Source organism: Salinicola corii, from assembly GCF_008298015.1.
GTDB classification, from domain to species: Bacteria; Pseudomonadota; Gammaproteobacteria; order Pseudomonadales; family Halomonadaceae; genus Salinicola; species Salinicola corii.
Genome location: NZ_VTPX01000004.1, coordinates 294,382 through 309,344, shown reverse-complemented (window position 1 = coordinate 309,344; position 14,963 = coordinate 294,382). Strand labels below are relative to the sequence as shown.

Genomic DNA, 14,963 nt, shown 5'->3' with positions numbered 1-14,963 from the left:
ATCCTCTCATTAGGTGAGGTTTTCTCACATGATATGGAGAGTTTATCGATTTTCCCCCACTCGCCTCCAGCCTAATCTGAGGGCATCGAATCGATCGACCGGATCTGACTGATGAACTCGACACTGAAGACTCTTCCCGACGAGAACGGCTTTTTTGTACCCGCCGTCCCTGGCGGTCACCCTTCGGGCCGTCGCTGCCGCGACGTCAAAAATTTCTCCCGGAAATTTTTTGGTGGCAGCCCGGGCGATGGCCACGGCACTCAGTTGAACCAGGGCTACGGCGGACGCTATGTCGCCGAGACGCTGATGCCGCTGATCGGCGAGATCGAAGCCGCCTACGACGCCGCCCGCGTCGATCCCGCTTTTCAGGAACGCCTGAACGAGTTGCGTCGCGATTACGTTGGCCGCGCCACGCCGCTCTACTTCGCCGAGCGCCTGACCGAACATTTCGGCGGCGCGCAGATCTATTTGAAGCGCGAGGATCTCAATCACACCGGCGCGCACAAGATCAACAACGCCTTGGGCCAGGCCTTGCTGGCACAACGCATGGGGCGCCAGCGGCTGATCGCCGAAACCGGCGCCGGCATGCACGGCGTCGCCGTCGCCACGGTGGCCGCGCGGCTCGGCCTCGGCTGCGTGGTCTACATGGGCGCGACCGATATCGAACGCCAGCAGCCCAACGTGCAGCGCATGCGCCTGCTCGGCGCCGAGATCGTGCCTGTCCACAGCGGCACGGCGACGCTCAAGGATGCCATGAACGAGGCGCTGCGGGACTGGGTGACCAACGTCGACGACACTTTCTACATCATCGGTACCGTGGCGGGGCCGGCGCCCTATCCACGCATGGTGCGGGATTTCCAGGCGGTGATCGGTATCGAGACGCGCGCACAGCTGCTGACGGCGCGGGGCCGCCTGCCGGATACGCTGATCGCCTGCGTCGGCGGCGGCTCCAATGCCATGGGGCTGTTTCACGCCTTCCTCGACGACGCGGTCGTCATGGTCGGGGTCGAAGCGGCCGGAGAAGGGTTGGAGAGCGGCCGCCATGCCGCCAGCCTTAACGGCGGTTCCCCCGGCATTCTGCATGGCAATCGCACTTACCTGCTGCAGGACGACGACGGCCAGATTCGCGACGCGCACTCGATCTCCGCCGGTCTCGATTATCCCGGTATCGGCCCCGAGCATGCGCATCTGCACGACAGCGGTCGGGCAAGCTACGTCGCGGTAACCGACGACGAAGCACTGGAAGCGGTGGGACTGTGTTGCCGGCTGGAGGGCATCCTGCCCGCCCTGGAGTCGTCCCACGCGCTCCATCACGCCGGGCGGTTGGCCGCAAGGCAGGAAGCGGACCAGACCATCGTGGTCTGCTTGAGCGGTCGCGGCGACAAGGACATGGACACCATCACCCGCCACCTGATGCCCGAGGAGGTCGAATCATGAACGCGCTATCGTCGAAGACCGAGACGCTGAAGACCGAAACCCAGAACCACGTCTCTCCGAACACCGACTCGCGCCTGGCGCGTCGTTTCGCGGCACTACGTGTCGAGGATCGCGCCGCGCTGGTGACCTACGTGATGGCCGGGGACCCCGATCCCGCAACCAGCCGCGACCTGCTCGCCCGGCTGCCGGCAGCGGGCGCCGATGTCATCGAACTGGGCATGCCGTTCAGCGACCCGATGGCCGACGGTGTGGCCATTCAACGCGCCGGCCAGCGCGCCCTGGCGAAGGGCCAGACATTGGCGCGCACCTTGGAGATGGTGCGCGATTTTCGGCGACGCGATGACGACACCCCGGTCGTGCTGATGGGCTATCTCAATCCGCTCCAGCGCTGCGGCGAGGATCGCTTTCTGCAAGCGGCGGCAGAGGCCGGCGTCGATGGACTGATCCTGGTCGACCTGCCGCCGGAGCACGGCGCCGCACTGACGGCCAAGGCACGCGACCTGGGCCTGGCGCGGATTCCGCTGGTGGCGCCGACCACACCGCCCGGACGATTGCCGGCACTGCTCGCCCAGGGCGATGGCTTCGTCTATCGCATCGCCTTCAATGGTGTGACCGGTAGCCGGCGATCCGATATCGCGGCTTCGCTGGGCGAATCGCTCATCGAGCTCAAGCGACAGTCGCCCCTGCCTGTCGCGGTCGGCTTTGGCGTGCGCGATGGCGACACGGCGGCTACGGTCGCCAGGATTGCCGATGCCGTTGTCGTCGGCAGCGCGTTGGTCGAGCGGCTCGCCGAGACAGGCGTGGAAGGAGCATTGACGCTGACGCGGAAACTGGCCGAGTCGATTCAGGGTGCCCGGAGAGGTTAATCCTGAGCGCGCCCTATCGTTCGATTTTAAGCACGTATATGCGCATAAAAACGCGCTTTTGTTCGATTATATAGGCGATAAACTGTCTCCATTGCGCCAAGCTGAAGCTTGCAGCGCCCAGCAGACGAGAGGAGACAAGTCATGTTGACGATTCGACGCGGTAACGAGCGCGGTTATGCCGATCACGGCTGGCTCAAGAGCTATCACTCGTTTTCGTTCGCCGGCTATCACGACCCGAAGCACGTCCACTTCAGCGTGCTTCGGGTCATCAACGAGGACCGCGTGGCGTCCGGGCAGGGCTTCGGCCAGCACGGTCATCAGGACATGGAGATCTTCTCCTACGTGCTGAGCGGCGAACTGGCCCACCGTGACACCCTGGGCAACGGCTCGGCGATCGGCCCCGGCCGGGTGCAGATCATGACCACCGGCAGCGGGGTCGAGCACAGCGAGTTCAATCACTCCGCCAGCGAGCCGGTCCACTTCCTGCAGATCTGGCTCTTCCCGCGGGCGCGTGGCCTGACCCCGCACTACGCCGAGAAGGATTTCACCGAGGTGGACAAGCGCGGCCGGCTCTGTCTGATCCTGTCGCCCGATGGCCGCGAGGGCTCGCTCACGCTGCAACAGGACGCGCTCATCTACGCATCGCTGCTGGATGGCGACGAGCGTGCGGAACTGACGCTGAAGAAGGGGCGCCAAAGCTATGTCCACGTAGTGAAGGGCGGTATAGAGGCCAACGGCCAGCGCCTCGAGGGCGGCGACGCGCTGATGCTCGTGGATGAGCCGGGGGTCGTGCTGGAAAAGGGAGAGGATGCCGAAGTTCTGGTCTTCGACCTGCCAGCCCTGTTGCAGCAGTGACACGGGCGTGAGGCGATACCGGCGACAGGGGCGTTGCCGGCCTCGTGGCTCGTGGCTCGTGGCTCGTGGCTCGTGGCTCGTGGCTCGTGGCTAGAGATACTTCAGCAGGCCCTGCAATCGCTCCAGATCGCGGGAGTCGCCCACCAGACGCAATCGACCATCGAACAGCCCTTCGCGAAAAGCACGCTGCGAAGGCTTGCGCAGAAAGCGCGTGGCACTATCGGCGTCACGGAAGCGCAGTTCCAGCGTCAGGTCCACCGGCAGACCGGTGTCGCTGTGGACGGCTTGCGGGGTCATTCGATAATGACGGGCAATCGACAGGTCTTCCGTGGCAACGCCCCAATCGAATCGCTGGAATTTCTCCAGGCTCTCGCGAAACGCCGCCTTGCGCGACCGTGCGCGCTTGAGCATCACGCCCAGCCACCAGAGCATCAACTTGAGCTTCATGCCACCTCGCACGACCGATCATCAGAGTAGGGGATGCATCGTGTGGAAGAATGCCGACCCGCCAGCATCGGGACGGATCGGCTATCGTTGCGCTCATTGGCGGATGAGCGACTCGGGAATTCGAAACCCGAATTACACCTTACTTGCTGACGGCGTCCTTGAGAGCCTTGCCGGGCTTGAAGGCCACGGTCTTGCTGGCCGGGATATTCAACGGCTTGCCAGTTTGCGGGTTTTTACCCGTCCGTGCGGCGCGCTCGCGAACCGTAAATGAACCGAAACCGATCAAAGTGACATCGCTACCTTTGGAAACCGTACCGGTGATTTCGTCGAGAATGACGTTCAACACCTGACTGGCCTTGTCCTTCGAAAGATCCGCACGCTCGGCAATCGCCGCAGCGAGTTCTGGCTTACGCATAGAGCCCTCCTAGTTTGGCTATGGCGTCACCTGACACACCTCGCATCTTAAACGAGTTGTTGTTCTCGATGAGGGAAATGCCCTCCGAACGCATAATAAGCCGCTCGGGGCGCGGTTTGTCCAGCATCAGGTGACGATTCATGGCTTACATAACCGTAGCCACCGGAGCTAGCCTAGCAACGGGGGGGCAGCTCGCGCCAGTTCGACTTTACGACGAACGCAGCGGCCGGTCAGCGCAAAACCCAGCAACCGCCCCCCCTCATCCTCGGCCAAGGCGCTGAAATCACTGGCCTCCCCCTCTATCCGCCAATGATGGGGGACCTCGCGCGGCGGTAGTGCGACAATCGGCAACAGCGGTGTCTTGACCACCACCGGCCAGGCGCCGTAGGCCACCTCGGTGGGTGTGCCGGTGAGCGTTGCCGCCAGCGCTTTGACAGCGGCCTGCAGCGGCTGAACGTACATGGCACTCAAGCCGCCGGCCGGAGCATCGAGACCGTCGACACAGGCAACGTCACCCAGCGCGAAGACGTTCGGCGCGCTGGTCGCGAGCCGCCGGTCGGTCAGGATACCGGCTGGCGAGACCGCCAGCCCCGCCACCTCGGCAAGTGCCGTGCGTGGACGCAGCCCCGTCGCGACCAGCACCAGGTCCGCTTCCAGCGCTTCACCGTCGTCCAGTACCAGAGTCACGCCCTCGCCATTGTCGTGAAGTGCCGAGACCTGACGTTCGAAATAACCGAGAATGCCGGCTTCGGCGAAGGCCTCGCCCAGTGCCCGCCCCAACGGTGGCGGCAGCAGACGTGAGAGCGGCGTCGTCTCGGGCGCGATCAGGGCGATCCGGTGCCCCCCTGCATGCAGGTCATTGGCGAACTCGCACCCCACCAGGCCAGCGCCGATGATGGCGATGCGGGCCTGGCGCCCGGGATGACGATCCAGCACGCCGCGCAAGCGACGGTAGTCATCGAGATCATTGATCTGGAATATCCTGCCGTGCAGCGAGGATGCCACCTCGAACGGCTGCCATGGCGCGGCGCCGGTCGCCAGCACCAGTTGGCCATAGGGCAGAACTTCGGCGCCGATCCTCAACCGATGGTCGTCGGTCTCGATGGCATCCACGGTGGTATGGGTACGAACCCGCGCCCGCAGCGTCGCGGCCAGGCCCACTGCATCGCGCATGACCAGCGATTGCGCCGTCTGGCGCTTGGCAAACGCACTGGAGAGCAGCGGCTTAGTGTACTCGTCGCCGCTATCGGCACCGATCAGGGTGATCGGCCGCTCGCCATCACGGCTCCGAATGGCTCGGGCCAGGCCCACACCGGCCATCCCGGTGCCGACGATCGTCAGGGGGGCGGTGGAGTGATCGGATTGACTCATTACGGGGCTCGTTCGGTCGGTCGTCTTGAGGCCTCATGGTACACTACGCCGCCTTCGACCCGCGCCGTCCGGTGGTTCATGGCTTTTTCCACGACGCTGCGCTTTCCTGGTGCGTCATGATGGAGTCGCTTCGCGTGCCCTCAACCTGTCACTGCCATGCCCTGTCGCCCTCCGAACGATCCTGGCGATGGACTCGCTGGGCCCCCGCAGCCACGCGACGCCCTCGCATGAGCGCCGCCTGGTGGCAGTGGGTGGCCTCCACCGACTCGCTTACCGCGCGGCTGATCGCGGCCTCCGAGCGCCCCTTTCGGGTCAGGCTGGTACACCAGGGCATCGAACGACCACGACGCGACGAGGCGCTTGCGTTGGGTCTGGCACATACCGACGTCGCCTGGATACGCGAGGTCATGCTGATGAGCGGCGAGCGGCCGTGGGTGGCGGCGCGCTCGGTCGCCCCGCTGGATCGCATCGGCTGTCGTCGTCTGCGCACGCTGGGGGAGCGTTCGCTGGGCAGCTGGCTGTTCGCGCAGCACGATCTCGAACGCGACCCGATCGAAGTGGCGCGGGTATCGCCCCCTGGCGAAGGCCTCTGGCTACGTCGTTCGCGCTTTCGCCATGGCGGTATCCAGTTGCTGGTCCAGGAGTGCTTTCAACGTGAGATGGCCGAGGATCTCGGCCTTTCTCCAACCTGAACCAGGATCCGCCGAACGGGACCCAGGACTTGAACGGCGATCCCAGGCCTCGAAGCGAGACCGCCGTTGCAGTAAAGTCGGTGGCGATTTCAGATCTTGTCGTTTTTGCCGTTTCGGAGCTTCGTATGCCCAGCGCTGGTCCCTCCTCCGCTCTCCCTCGCGGCCTTGCCCGCCTGCCCGATTTCCTGCGCCTGACGCGACTCGACAAGCCGATCGGCACCTGGCTGCTGATGTGGCCGACGCTGTGGGCGCTGTGGCTGGCGGCCGACGGTCTGCCGGATCGCGCCACGCTGATCATCTTCGTGCTCGGTGTCTATCTGATGCGAGCCGCCGGCTGCGTCGTCAACGACTATGCCGACCGTCATCTGGACGGCCACGTCAAGCGGACCCGGGAGCGCCCGCTGGCGACCGGACGGATCAGCGAGCAGGAGGCCAGGATCCTGTTCGCGGGTCTGGTGGTGCTGGCATTCGTGCTGGTCTGCTTCACCAACCTGGCCACCGTGCTGCTCTCCTTCGTTGGCGTCGCGCTGGCGGCGATCTATCCGTTCATGAAGCGCTACACCCATCTGCCGCAGGTGGTGCTGGGCATGGCGTTCTCGTGGAGCATCCCGATGGCGTTCATGGCGGTGAGCCGCGAGGTACCGTTGGAAGCCTGGTTGCTGCTTCTCGCCAACATTGCCTGGACCGTGGCCTACGACACCCAATACGCGATGGTCGATCGCGACGACGACATCAAGATCGGGATCAAGTCCACCGCACGGCTGTTCGGCCAGTGGGACAAGCGGATCATCGGTCTGCTGCAGTTGCTGACGCTGGCGTTGCTGGTTTGGACCGGCATGCGGACGCAACTGGGTGGATTCTTCTGGCTGGGCCTGGCCGCGATGGCGGCCACCTTCGTCTATCAGCAGTGCCTGATCCGGGAACGCGAGCGCGACGCCTGCTTTCGCGCCTTTCTCAACAATTTCTGGTCCGGGCTGCTGCTGTTCGCGGGGCTGATGCTTACCCTGTGGCCACCGACTTGAATGGCGAGATTGGCGTGACTGTCATATCAATGTCATATTTTCACGATGTAATCGTCACCGTTCTGTCACGGCCGGAAGCTACGCCCGATGGTGTCATCGACGCCACGCAAGAAAGCTGACCGGCGGCTCACTCGAGGCATTGCGCATGAGCTCCAAGACCGTACTCATCGTTGACGACGAAGCATCCATCCGCGAAATGATCGCCGTCGCCCTGGAAATGGCCGATTATCGCGTGCTGGAAGCCGACAACGCCCAGACCGGCCACGCCATGGCGCTGGACCAGAAACCCGACCTGATTCTGCTCGACTGGATGATGCCCGGCACCAGCGGCATCGAACTCGCGCGCCGTCTGAAGCGCGAGGAAGCCACCGCCGAAATGCCGATCATCCTGCTCACCGCCAAGGGGGAAGAGGACAACAAGGTTCAAGGGCTGGAAGCTGGCGCCGACGATTACATCACCAAGCCGTTTTCGCCACGCGAGCTGGTGGCACGTCTCAAGGCGGTACTACGCCGGGCCACGCCGCCGGGTATCGAGGAAGCGGTCGAGGTCGACGGGCTACGGCTCGATCCCTCCAGCCATCGCGTCACTTCCAACGGCGGCGCACTGGAGATTGGCCCGACCGAGTATCGCCTGCTGCAGTTCTTCATGACCCACCAGGAACGTGCCTACACCCGCAGCCAGTTGCTGGATCAGGTCTGGGGCGGCAATGTGTATGTGGAAGAGCGTACCGTAGACGTACACATTCGGCGCTTGCGCAAATCCTTGGGTGAAGCGCACCAGCATCTGGTCCAGACCGTGCGCGGCACCGGCTACCGCTTTTCGATCAGGGAGTAAGTCAGGACGTGCGCTACTGGATCAACGAACTGTGGCGCCTCGGCTACATGCTGTTCGGGCTTGGCGCGATGGGGCTGTTGCTCGGCGAGTTGGGCGGCCACCTGCTCGCCGGAATGGGGTGGGGACTGGCGGCCGGTCTCGGGCTCTACGTGTTCCTGCACCTGCGCCACGTGCGGCTGCTCTACGTCTGGCTGTTGAAGAATCCCCGCGAGGCGCCGCCACCCGGCACCGGCGTATGGGGCGATCTGTTCGATCGCCTGTACCACTATCAGAAAGCGCAGACCCAGCTACAGCAGCGACTGCGCGACATCCTGCGGCGGATTCAGGACTCCTGCGAGGCGATGCGCGACAGCGTGGTGATGCTGGATCCCCAGGGCGATCTTGAATGGTGGAACAGCGCTGCCTGCGACATGCTCGGTCTGCAGCCCGATCACGATCGCGGGCAGCCGATCACCAACTTCCTGCGCGATCCCCGTTTCATCGCCTATTTCGAGACGGGCGACTACCGCGAGCCACTGCTGATTCCTTCCCCGGTCCAGGCCAATCGTACCCTGCAGTTCCATCTTACGCTGTTCGGCGACAACGAACGCCTACTGATGGCGCGGGACGTGACCCGACTGCACCAACTGGAAATGATGCGACGCGACTTCGTCGCCAACGTTTCCCATGAACTGCGCACACCGCTGACAGTGCTGGCCGGCTATCTCGAAACCTATTCGGATCATGTCGATCAGTTGCCCCAACGCTGGCAGCGCGGGTTCGACCAGATGCAGGCACAGACCACCCGCATGCAGAACTTGGTCGAAGATCTGCTGCTGTTGTCACGCCTCGAGATCGACAGCCCCGATGACGATCGCGACACTCTCGACGTGCCCTCGCTTCTCGACAGCATCGCCGCCGATGCCCGCGAGTTGAGCGCGGAACACCACCAGTTGTCGATAGAAACCGAAGAGCCACGGCAGTTGCTGGCGAACACCAAGGAGATACGCAGCGCCGTCTCCAACCTGGTCTTCAACGCCGTTCGCTACACGCCGGCAGGCAGTACCATCACCTTACGCTGGAAGCCCTGGCACGACGGCTCCGCCATCGAAGTGGAAGACAACGGCGACGGTTTCGACCCCATCCATATCCCGCGGCTGACCGAGCGCTTCTATCGCGTCGACAAGGGTCGCAGCGCCGCCACCGGCGGTACGGGACTGGGCCTGGCCATCGTCAAGCACGTGCTGCTGCGTCACGACGCCAGCCTGGAAATCGTCAGCCGTCCGGGGCTCGGCGCGCGCTTCCGCTGCGTGTTCCCGGCGGCGCGCGTGGCGCCCGCACTGCCGACCTCCCCCTCCTCCGATACGTCGACGTCAGCCTGACCAATCCCCTCCTTTTTTGGCGCTCTCCTTCGATACCCGCTCAATCTTCGGCGTCCCCGGCCGATAACGAGGTCGGTTCATAGCTACTAGTTGTTTATATGAATTGCTTCTCGCGAAGAAAAGGACGCCCCTGAAGATGACGATGCGACGAAAACTCTGGATCACGGTTGGCCTGATGTGGCTGGGCATGCTGATTCTGGTGGGCTGGATGGCCCTGGAAAAGCGCGAGACGCTGATGGCCGAGCGCGTCAGCAGTCTCAAGAGCTTCGTGGCCAGCGCCCAGACGCTGGTCGAGCGCTATGTCCAGCGCGCCAACGATGACGAGTTCTCCGAAGACGCCGCCAAGGACTTTGCGCGCAGGGACCTGTCGGCGCTGGATCTCGACGGCAGCTATGTCTACGCCTTCGACAGCGACATTCATCTGGTCTATCACCCCAAGCGCGACATCGGCACGGACATGAGCGGTTTCCGCGACGACAACGGCGTCTACTTCTATCGCGAGCTCAAGGCGCTGGCGGACTCCCCCGACGACGGCACGCTGGAGTACACCTCCACCAATGCCGATGGCCAGGACGTATCGCGCCTCAACTACGTGCGCTACGTCCCCGAGTGGGACTGGTATCTCGCCGCCAACGTCTATATCAGCGACATCCAGCACGCATTCTGGGCCGGCGTGTTGAAGATGAGCCTGATCGCCGGTGTCATCGGCATCATCATCACGCTGCTCATGGGCTGGATCATCCGCAACGTGCTGGGCGACCTGGGGGGCGATCCGCGCCAGGCGCGCGATGCGATCCGGGGCATGGCCGAGGGCGATCTCACCACCGCGTTGCAGGTCAAATCCGGCGACCGGCGCAGTCTGCTAGCGGCCATCGAGGGCATGCGGATTCACCTGGCCGAATCGATGGCCAACGTTCGCCACGCCTCGACCACCATCACCGTCGGCGTGGGCCAGATTCACAGCGGCAATCAGGACCTGGCCGCGCGAACCGAGCAGCAGGCGGCGTCCATCGGTGAGACCGCCTCCAGCATGGAGGAACTGACCCAGACGGTGCGCCAGAACGCCGACAACGCCCGCCAGGCCAGCGGCCTGGCCGGCGAGGCGCGCAACACCGCCGCAGAGGGCGGCGAGATGATGGATCAGGTCGTCTCGACCATGCAGGGCATCACCGACAGTTCGCGTCGGGTCACCGAGATCGTCGGCGTGATCGACTCGATCGCCTTCCAGACCAATATCCTGGCGCTCAACGCCTCCGTGGAAGCCGCCCGAGCCGGCGAGCAGGGTAGGGGGTTCGCGGTCGTCGCCAATGAAGTCCGTACGCTGGCCAGCCGCAGCGCCGATGCCTCCCGCGAGATCCGAGAGCTGATCGACGCCTCGAATCGCAGGATCGATGCCGGCTCCGAGATCGTCGAGCAGGCCGGCGAGACCATTCGTCGCGCCGTGGATTCGGTCGCCCGCATGACCGACCTGATCGAGGAGATCTCGATCGCCTCCGGCGAACAGTCCAACGGTATCGACCAGGTCAACGAGGCCGTGGTGCAGATGGATCACGTCACCCAGCAGAACGCCTCGCTGGTGCAGCAGGCATCGGCCGCCGCCGCCACGCTCAATGCGCAGGTGGCGATGCTGGAACGGGCATTGGCCGGGTTCAAGATCGCCGACGTCGAATACGACGAGAGGGTGTCGCGCTATCGTTCGCCGTCTCCCTCGACCACGACACCGACATTGGCGATGACGTCATCGCCGGGAGTCGCGACCGCGACACGTTCGACGCCGAGCGATAACGACGAGTGGGAGTCGTTTTAGGCGACTCTCTCGACTCGGTCCGGTCTCCCGTCAGCGTTTCCTCCACCACCGCCTCGGGTTATGGTGGCGGCATCCCGAGATACGGAGTGCCGACAGGTGGTCATGATCCCTTCCTTCCTCTCGTGGCGTCGACTCGTCGGCGCCATCGTGTTCATGCTGCTGCTGGCGGGCGTCACGCTCGAGACACACGCCGATACGGTTCCGATCACCTTCCCCGACAGCGTCCAACAGGGCTCGATGGTGATCGGTCGAGTGCCGCCCGGCAGCCAGGTCTCGGTGGCGGGGCACGATCTCAGGGTCACCGGTTACGGCACCGTGGTGTTCGGCGTCGGGCGCGATGCCAGCGGTCGTCAGACGGTGTCGATCACCACGCCGGATGGCCGCCAGCAGAACGTCGCGGTCGCGATCACGCCGCGGGACTGGCCGACCGAACGCATCGACGGCGTACCACCCAGGACCGTCTCGCCGCCGCCGGAGATCGCCCGGCGTATCCAGCGCGAGCAGGCCGCCGTCAGCGCCGAGCGTGCGCGCAACGACGACCGGGTGGGTTTCACCCAGACCTTCATCTGGCCGGTGGAAGGGCGCATTAGCGGGCGTTTCGGCAATCAGCGTATCTACAACGGCGCGCCGGGCTCGGCGCACTCGGGCATGGACATCGCCGCCGCCGAGGGTACACCGGTCAAGGCGCCGGCCAGCGGCGTGATCACCTTTGCCGACGATCTCTATCTGACCGGCGGTACGGTGCTGCTCGATCACGGTTACGGCATCAGCTCCAACTTCCTGCACCTCTCGCGGATCGACGTGAAGGTCGGCGATCGCGTCGAACAGGGAGAGGTGATCGGCGCGGTGGGTTCCACCGGGCGCGCCACCGGGCCCCACCTGCACTGGGGCATGAACTGGTTCGATACCCGCATCGACCCGCTGCTGGTACTGGAGCGTGGCCGTTAGTCACGAACGAAGCTAGGCGCTTTCTCGTTTCCAGTAGCCGGTGACCAGATGCTGCCCCTTCTGCAGCCCGAACTCCTGCTTGAGCCGTTTTCTCAGGCACTGGCTGACATCGGCTTCGCCAGCGAACCAGACGAACAGATCGTCGCGGGTGTCGGGCATCGCCTCGACCACCGCCGCGGCGAGCTGCTCGCTGGGTGCGTGGCCACGACAGCGGTGACGCCAGCTGATGCGGCAGTGATCGGCGACCGGCAGCTCCAGCTCATCCACCGGCGATTCGACCTCCAGCCACGCCTCGACCTGCGCGCTCGCCGGCAGCGTTTCCAGCAATCGTGCGATGGCGGGAATGGCGGTCTCGTCACCGGCCAGCAGATAGTGCGACGCCTCGGCAACGCCCCGGCCGTAGGGGCCGGCCATGCCGCAGATGTCCCCCGGCTTGGCCCGGCGGGCGAAATCGCCCCCCGGCCCCGGCGCTTCGTGCAGCAGAAAATCGATATCCACCTCGCCGCTGGCGACGTCCAGACGGCGGATGGTGTAGTAGCGAATCTCGGCCCGTCGATCTTCCGGCGGCCACTGGGTACCGCCTTCCGCCGTGGGGCGCGGCCACTGGGGGCGGTCGATCCCGGGCGGCGGAAAATGCAGCCGCACGTGCCACTCTTCGGGGTGATCGAAGCGCGCCAGATTTTCGCCGGTCAGCGTCAGGCGGCGGATGCTGGGGCTCAGCTCCTCGATCCGGGCCACCCGCATCTCGCGGAAGTTGGCAAAGGTCGGCGCCGCCACTACGTCTCCATGCCAGTGCAGCGGCAGTGCGTTCTCGCCGGCGAACAGCGCGACGTAGTGTTCGATGATCCCGCGCAGCGTTTCCAGGCCGTCCCTCGCGTCGGCTTCGGCCTCGAGGTGAAGACCGACCCGGCTCACCGAGAAGCGCGCTTCCCCACCCGGCAGGTCGATCGCCACCTGGCGCTCGTCGCTGCGATAGGCCACGTCGTACTCATCCAGAAACGCTATCAGGCGCAATCGAAAATCATTTACATCGGTGAGCGTCAGCGTGGCGTCGCAGCGTTGTGCAGTCATGGTGTCGGATCGTCGCGAGGGTGGGTCGATGAACTGAGCCGGCAGGACGCCAGCGCGGTCAGCGTACCAGAAAAGCCGCTGAGGGGGGAATCCTTGCAGAGGCGGGAATCAACGCAAGATGCCCCCGGTGAGCGGAGGCATCTTGGGACGGCTTACGCCGGTAACATCGGCCTGGCGATCAGGCGATGGCTTCGGCATAGCGACGGTTGACTTCATCCCAGTTGATGACGTCGAAGAACGCCGCGATGTAGTCCGGACGCTTGTTCTGATACTTCAGGTAGTAGGCGTGTTCCCAAACGTCCAGCCCCAGAATCGGCGTCAGCCCTTCCATCAGCGGGCTGTCCTGGTTCAGGGTGTTGATGACCTTGAGCTTCTTCTCCGGCGTCACCACCAGCCAGGCCCAGCCGCTACCGAAACGACCGGTGGCCGCTTTCTTGAACTCTTCCTTGAAAGCGTCGTAACCGCCCAGCTCGCTCTGGATGGCTTCGCCCACCTTGCCGGTCGGCTCGCCACCGCCGTCCTTGGACATGACGGTCCAGAACAGGGAGTGGTTGGCATGGCCGCCACCGTTGTTGATGACAGCCTGGCGCTTGTCCTGCGGCACCTTGTCGATATCGGCCATCAGCTTGTCGACCGGCACCTCCTCGAGCCCCGTGCCTTCCAGCGCGGCGTTGAGGTTGTTGATGTAGGTCTGATGGTGACGAGTGTGGTGAATCTCCATCGTCATCGCGTCGATCTTGGGTTCCAGCGCGTCATATGCGTAGGGTAGCGACGGTAAGCTATGAGCCATGATCAAAACTCCCTTTCATGAGGAGGCATTGCCCGACGTGGGCGCCTCTCGGGTGAATCAAAATAGTGAGCAACGCCTCACGGTGTCAAGCAAGCTCGGCTGAGGAAAAGCGTTGCTACGTTGATATATCATCTTGATTTAAAAAAATTTTCCGAAGCATTGGCTGAACCGGTTTCACGGCTTCGGCAAATCTCCCTATCGTCTAGCCTAGATGGCGTGCCCCACGGCAGCTTTCAACCCCACTCGCCATTTTTCTTGTCGATCCCGGCTTCCGTCGGCGTGCGCCTGCAGCTCGCTATCAACGGGTGGCCGGTACCATGGGGCGATAGAAGCGATCCCACAGCATGACGCCACCGGCAACGCCGCCGGGCAGCAGAACCAGGTTGAGCACCGGCACCCAGGTCGCCACCGACATGCAGGCGCCGTAGGTCAACGTCGGCCACCAGTGCGCGCGCAGGCGGCGGAGCATGTCGGTGAAACCAACCTGATTGTTGTCCATCGGGTAATCGAGATACTGGACGGCCATCATCCAGGCCGAAAACGCCGCCCACAGAAAGGGGGTGATCAGATTCAGTCCCGGCACGAATCCCAGCAGGAACAGCACCGCCATGCGCGGCAGAATATAGCCAAGCTTGATCAGTTCGCGCCCCAGCGCATCGACGCCAGCCTTCATCAGCCCGCGCTCGTCGCTCGGTGGCCGCCCGGTGACCCGGGTTTCCACCTTCTCGGCCAGAAAGCCGTAGAACGGCGCCGCGATCAGATTGGAGACCAGGGTGAAAGTGAAGAAGACGATCAGCGCCAGGGCAACGACCAGCAGCGGCCAGATCAGCCACTCGAGCCAGGTTAGCCAGCCGGGTATCTGGCGCATGCCGTAGTCGAGCCAGCCGCCGAAATTTTCGAAGAGATAGAAGAGCGTGCCGCCATACAGCAGCAGGTTGACCAGAATCGGACCGATCACGAAGCGGCGCAGCCCGGGTTCGAACACCAGGCGCGTGCCTTGGATAATCGCTTGCAGGGAGTAGATCATGCTGAATCCGTCGACCAGA

The 14,963-nt window shown here is 64.1% G+C and carries 15 protein-coding genes; 9 read left to right on the top strand and 6 right to left on the bottom strand.

What is annotated here, in order from left to right:
* Positions 1-111: 111 nt before the first annotated feature.
* The 3 genes from trpB (at position 112) to F0A16_RS09835 (ending at position 3,158) form a co-directional block, all read left to right on the top strand.
* Positions 112-1,437 carry a tryptophan synthase subunit beta gene (trpB, locus tag F0A16_RS09845; RefSeq protein ID WP_149435210.1) on the top strand — a complete coding sequence of 442 codons (1,326 nt, stop codon included), beginning with the start codon at positions 112-114 and terminating at the stop codon, positions 1,435-1,437.
* Positions 1,434-2,303: a tryptophan synthase subunit alpha gene (gene trpA, locus F0A16_RS09840; RefSeq protein WP_149435209.1), complete on the top strand. Its 870-nt coding sequence runs from the start codon at positions 1,434-1,436 to the stop codon at positions 2,301-2,303. The genes trpB and trpA overlap by 4 nt, the downstream gene beginning before the upstream one ends.
* 141 nt (positions 2,304-2,444) lie before the next feature.
* Positions 2,445-3,158: a pirin family protein gene (locus F0A16_RS09835; protein ID WP_149435208.1), complete on the top strand. Its 714-nt coding sequence runs from the start codon at positions 2,445-2,447 to the stop codon at positions 3,156-3,158.
* Positions 3,159-3,248: 90 nt separating this feature from the next.
* On the opposite strand, the gene F0A16_RS09830 is transcribed toward F0A16_RS09835, so the two are convergent.
* The 3 genes from F0A16_RS09830 to F0A16_RS09820 form a co-directional block, all read right to left on the bottom strand.
* On the bottom strand, positions 3,249-3,605 hold the full coding sequence (locus tag F0A16_RS09830; RefSeq protein WP_149435207.1) for a hypothetical protein: 357 nt from the start codon (positions 3,603-3,605) through the stop codon (positions 3,249-3,251).
* Between the two features lie 139 nt (positions 3,606-3,744).
* The gene (locus tag F0A16_RS09825; RefSeq protein ID WP_035472794.1) at positions 3,745-4,020 is read right to left on the bottom strand and encodes an HU family DNA-binding protein; all 276 of its coding nucleotides are present in this window, start codon (positions 4,018-4,020) and stop codon (positions 3,745-3,747) included.
* Between the two features lie 168 nt (positions 4,021-4,188).
* The gene (locus tag F0A16_RS09820; protein WP_149435206.1) at positions 4,189-5,391 is read right to left on the bottom strand and encodes an NAD(P)/FAD-dependent oxidoreductase; all 1,203 of its coding nucleotides are present in this window, start codon (positions 5,389-5,391) and stop codon (positions 4,189-4,191) included.
* Positions 5,392-5,618: 227 nt separating this feature from the next.
* Between F0A16_RS09820 and F0A16_RS09815 the strand changes: the two genes are divergently transcribed.
* The 6 genes from F0A16_RS09815 to F0A16_RS09790 all read left to right on the top strand — a co-directional run bounded on the left by F0A16_RS09815 (position 5,619) and on the right by F0A16_RS09790 (position 12,056).
* Positions 5,619-6,083 (top strand): chorismate--pyruvate lyase family protein, encoded by a 465-nt coding sequence (locus tag F0A16_RS09815; protein WP_149435205.1) that lies wholly within the window; start codon positions 5,619-5,621, stop codon positions 6,081-6,083.
* A gap of 125 nt (positions 6,084-6,208) precedes the next feature.
* The gene (gene ubiA / locus F0A16_RS09810; protein WP_149435204.1) at positions 6,209-7,105 is read left to right on the top strand and encodes a 4-hydroxybenzoate octaprenyltransferase; all 897 of its coding nucleotides are present in this window, start codon (positions 6,209-6,211) and stop codon (positions 7,103-7,105) included.
* A 145-nt stretch (positions 7,106-7,250) separates the two neighbouring features.
* The gene (gene phoB, locus F0A16_RS09805; RefSeq protein ID WP_149435203.1) at positions 7,251-7,940 is read left to right on the top strand and encodes a phosphate regulon transcriptional regulator PhoB; all 690 of its coding nucleotides are present in this window, start codon (positions 7,251-7,253) and stop codon (positions 7,938-7,940) included.
* 8 nt (positions 7,941-7,948) lie between these two features.
* Positions 7,949-9,301 (top strand): phosphate regulon sensor histidine kinase PhoR, encoded by a 1,353-nt coding sequence (phoR, locus tag F0A16_RS09800; RefSeq protein ID WP_149435202.1) that lies wholly within the window; start codon positions 7,949-7,951, stop codon positions 9,299-9,301.
* Positions 9,302-9,437: 136 nt separating this feature from the next.
* Positions 9,438-11,108, top strand: coding sequence for a methyl-accepting chemotaxis protein (locus F0A16_RS22120; RefSeq protein ID WP_275401756.1), 1,671 nt, complete (start codon positions 9,438-9,440; stop codon positions 11,106-11,108).
* A gap of 102 nt (positions 11,109-11,210) precedes the next feature.
* Entirely contained in the window at positions 11,211-12,056 is an 846-nt protein-coding gene (locus F0A16_RS09790; RefSeq protein WP_149435201.1) for a M23 family metallopeptidase, read from the top strand.
* 12 nt (positions 12,057-12,068) lie between these two features.
* On the opposite strand, the gene F0A16_RS09785 is transcribed toward F0A16_RS09790, so the two are convergent.
* The 3 genes from F0A16_RS09785 to cysZ all read right to left on the bottom strand — a co-directional run bounded on the left by F0A16_RS09785 (position 12,069) and on the right by cysZ (position 14,944).
* Positions 12,069-13,127, bottom strand: coding sequence for a siderophore-interacting protein (locus F0A16_RS09785; RefSeq protein ID WP_149435200.1), 1,059 nt, complete (start codon positions 13,125-13,127; stop codon positions 12,069-12,071).
* 178 nt (positions 13,128-13,305) lie between these two features.
* Positions 13,306-13,917 carry a superoxide dismutase gene (locus tag F0A16_RS09780; protein ID WP_149435199.1) on the bottom strand — a complete coding sequence of 204 codons (612 nt, stop codon included), beginning with the start codon at positions 13,915-13,917 and terminating at the stop codon, positions 13,306-13,308.
* A gap of 298 nt (positions 13,918-14,215) precedes the next feature.
* Positions 14,216-14,944, bottom strand: a complete 729-nt coding sequence (gene cysZ, locus F0A16_RS09775; protein WP_149435198.1) for a sulfate transporter CysZ — start codon at positions 14,942-14,944, stop codon at positions 14,216-14,218.
* Positions 14,945-14,963: the final 19 nt, after the last annotated feature.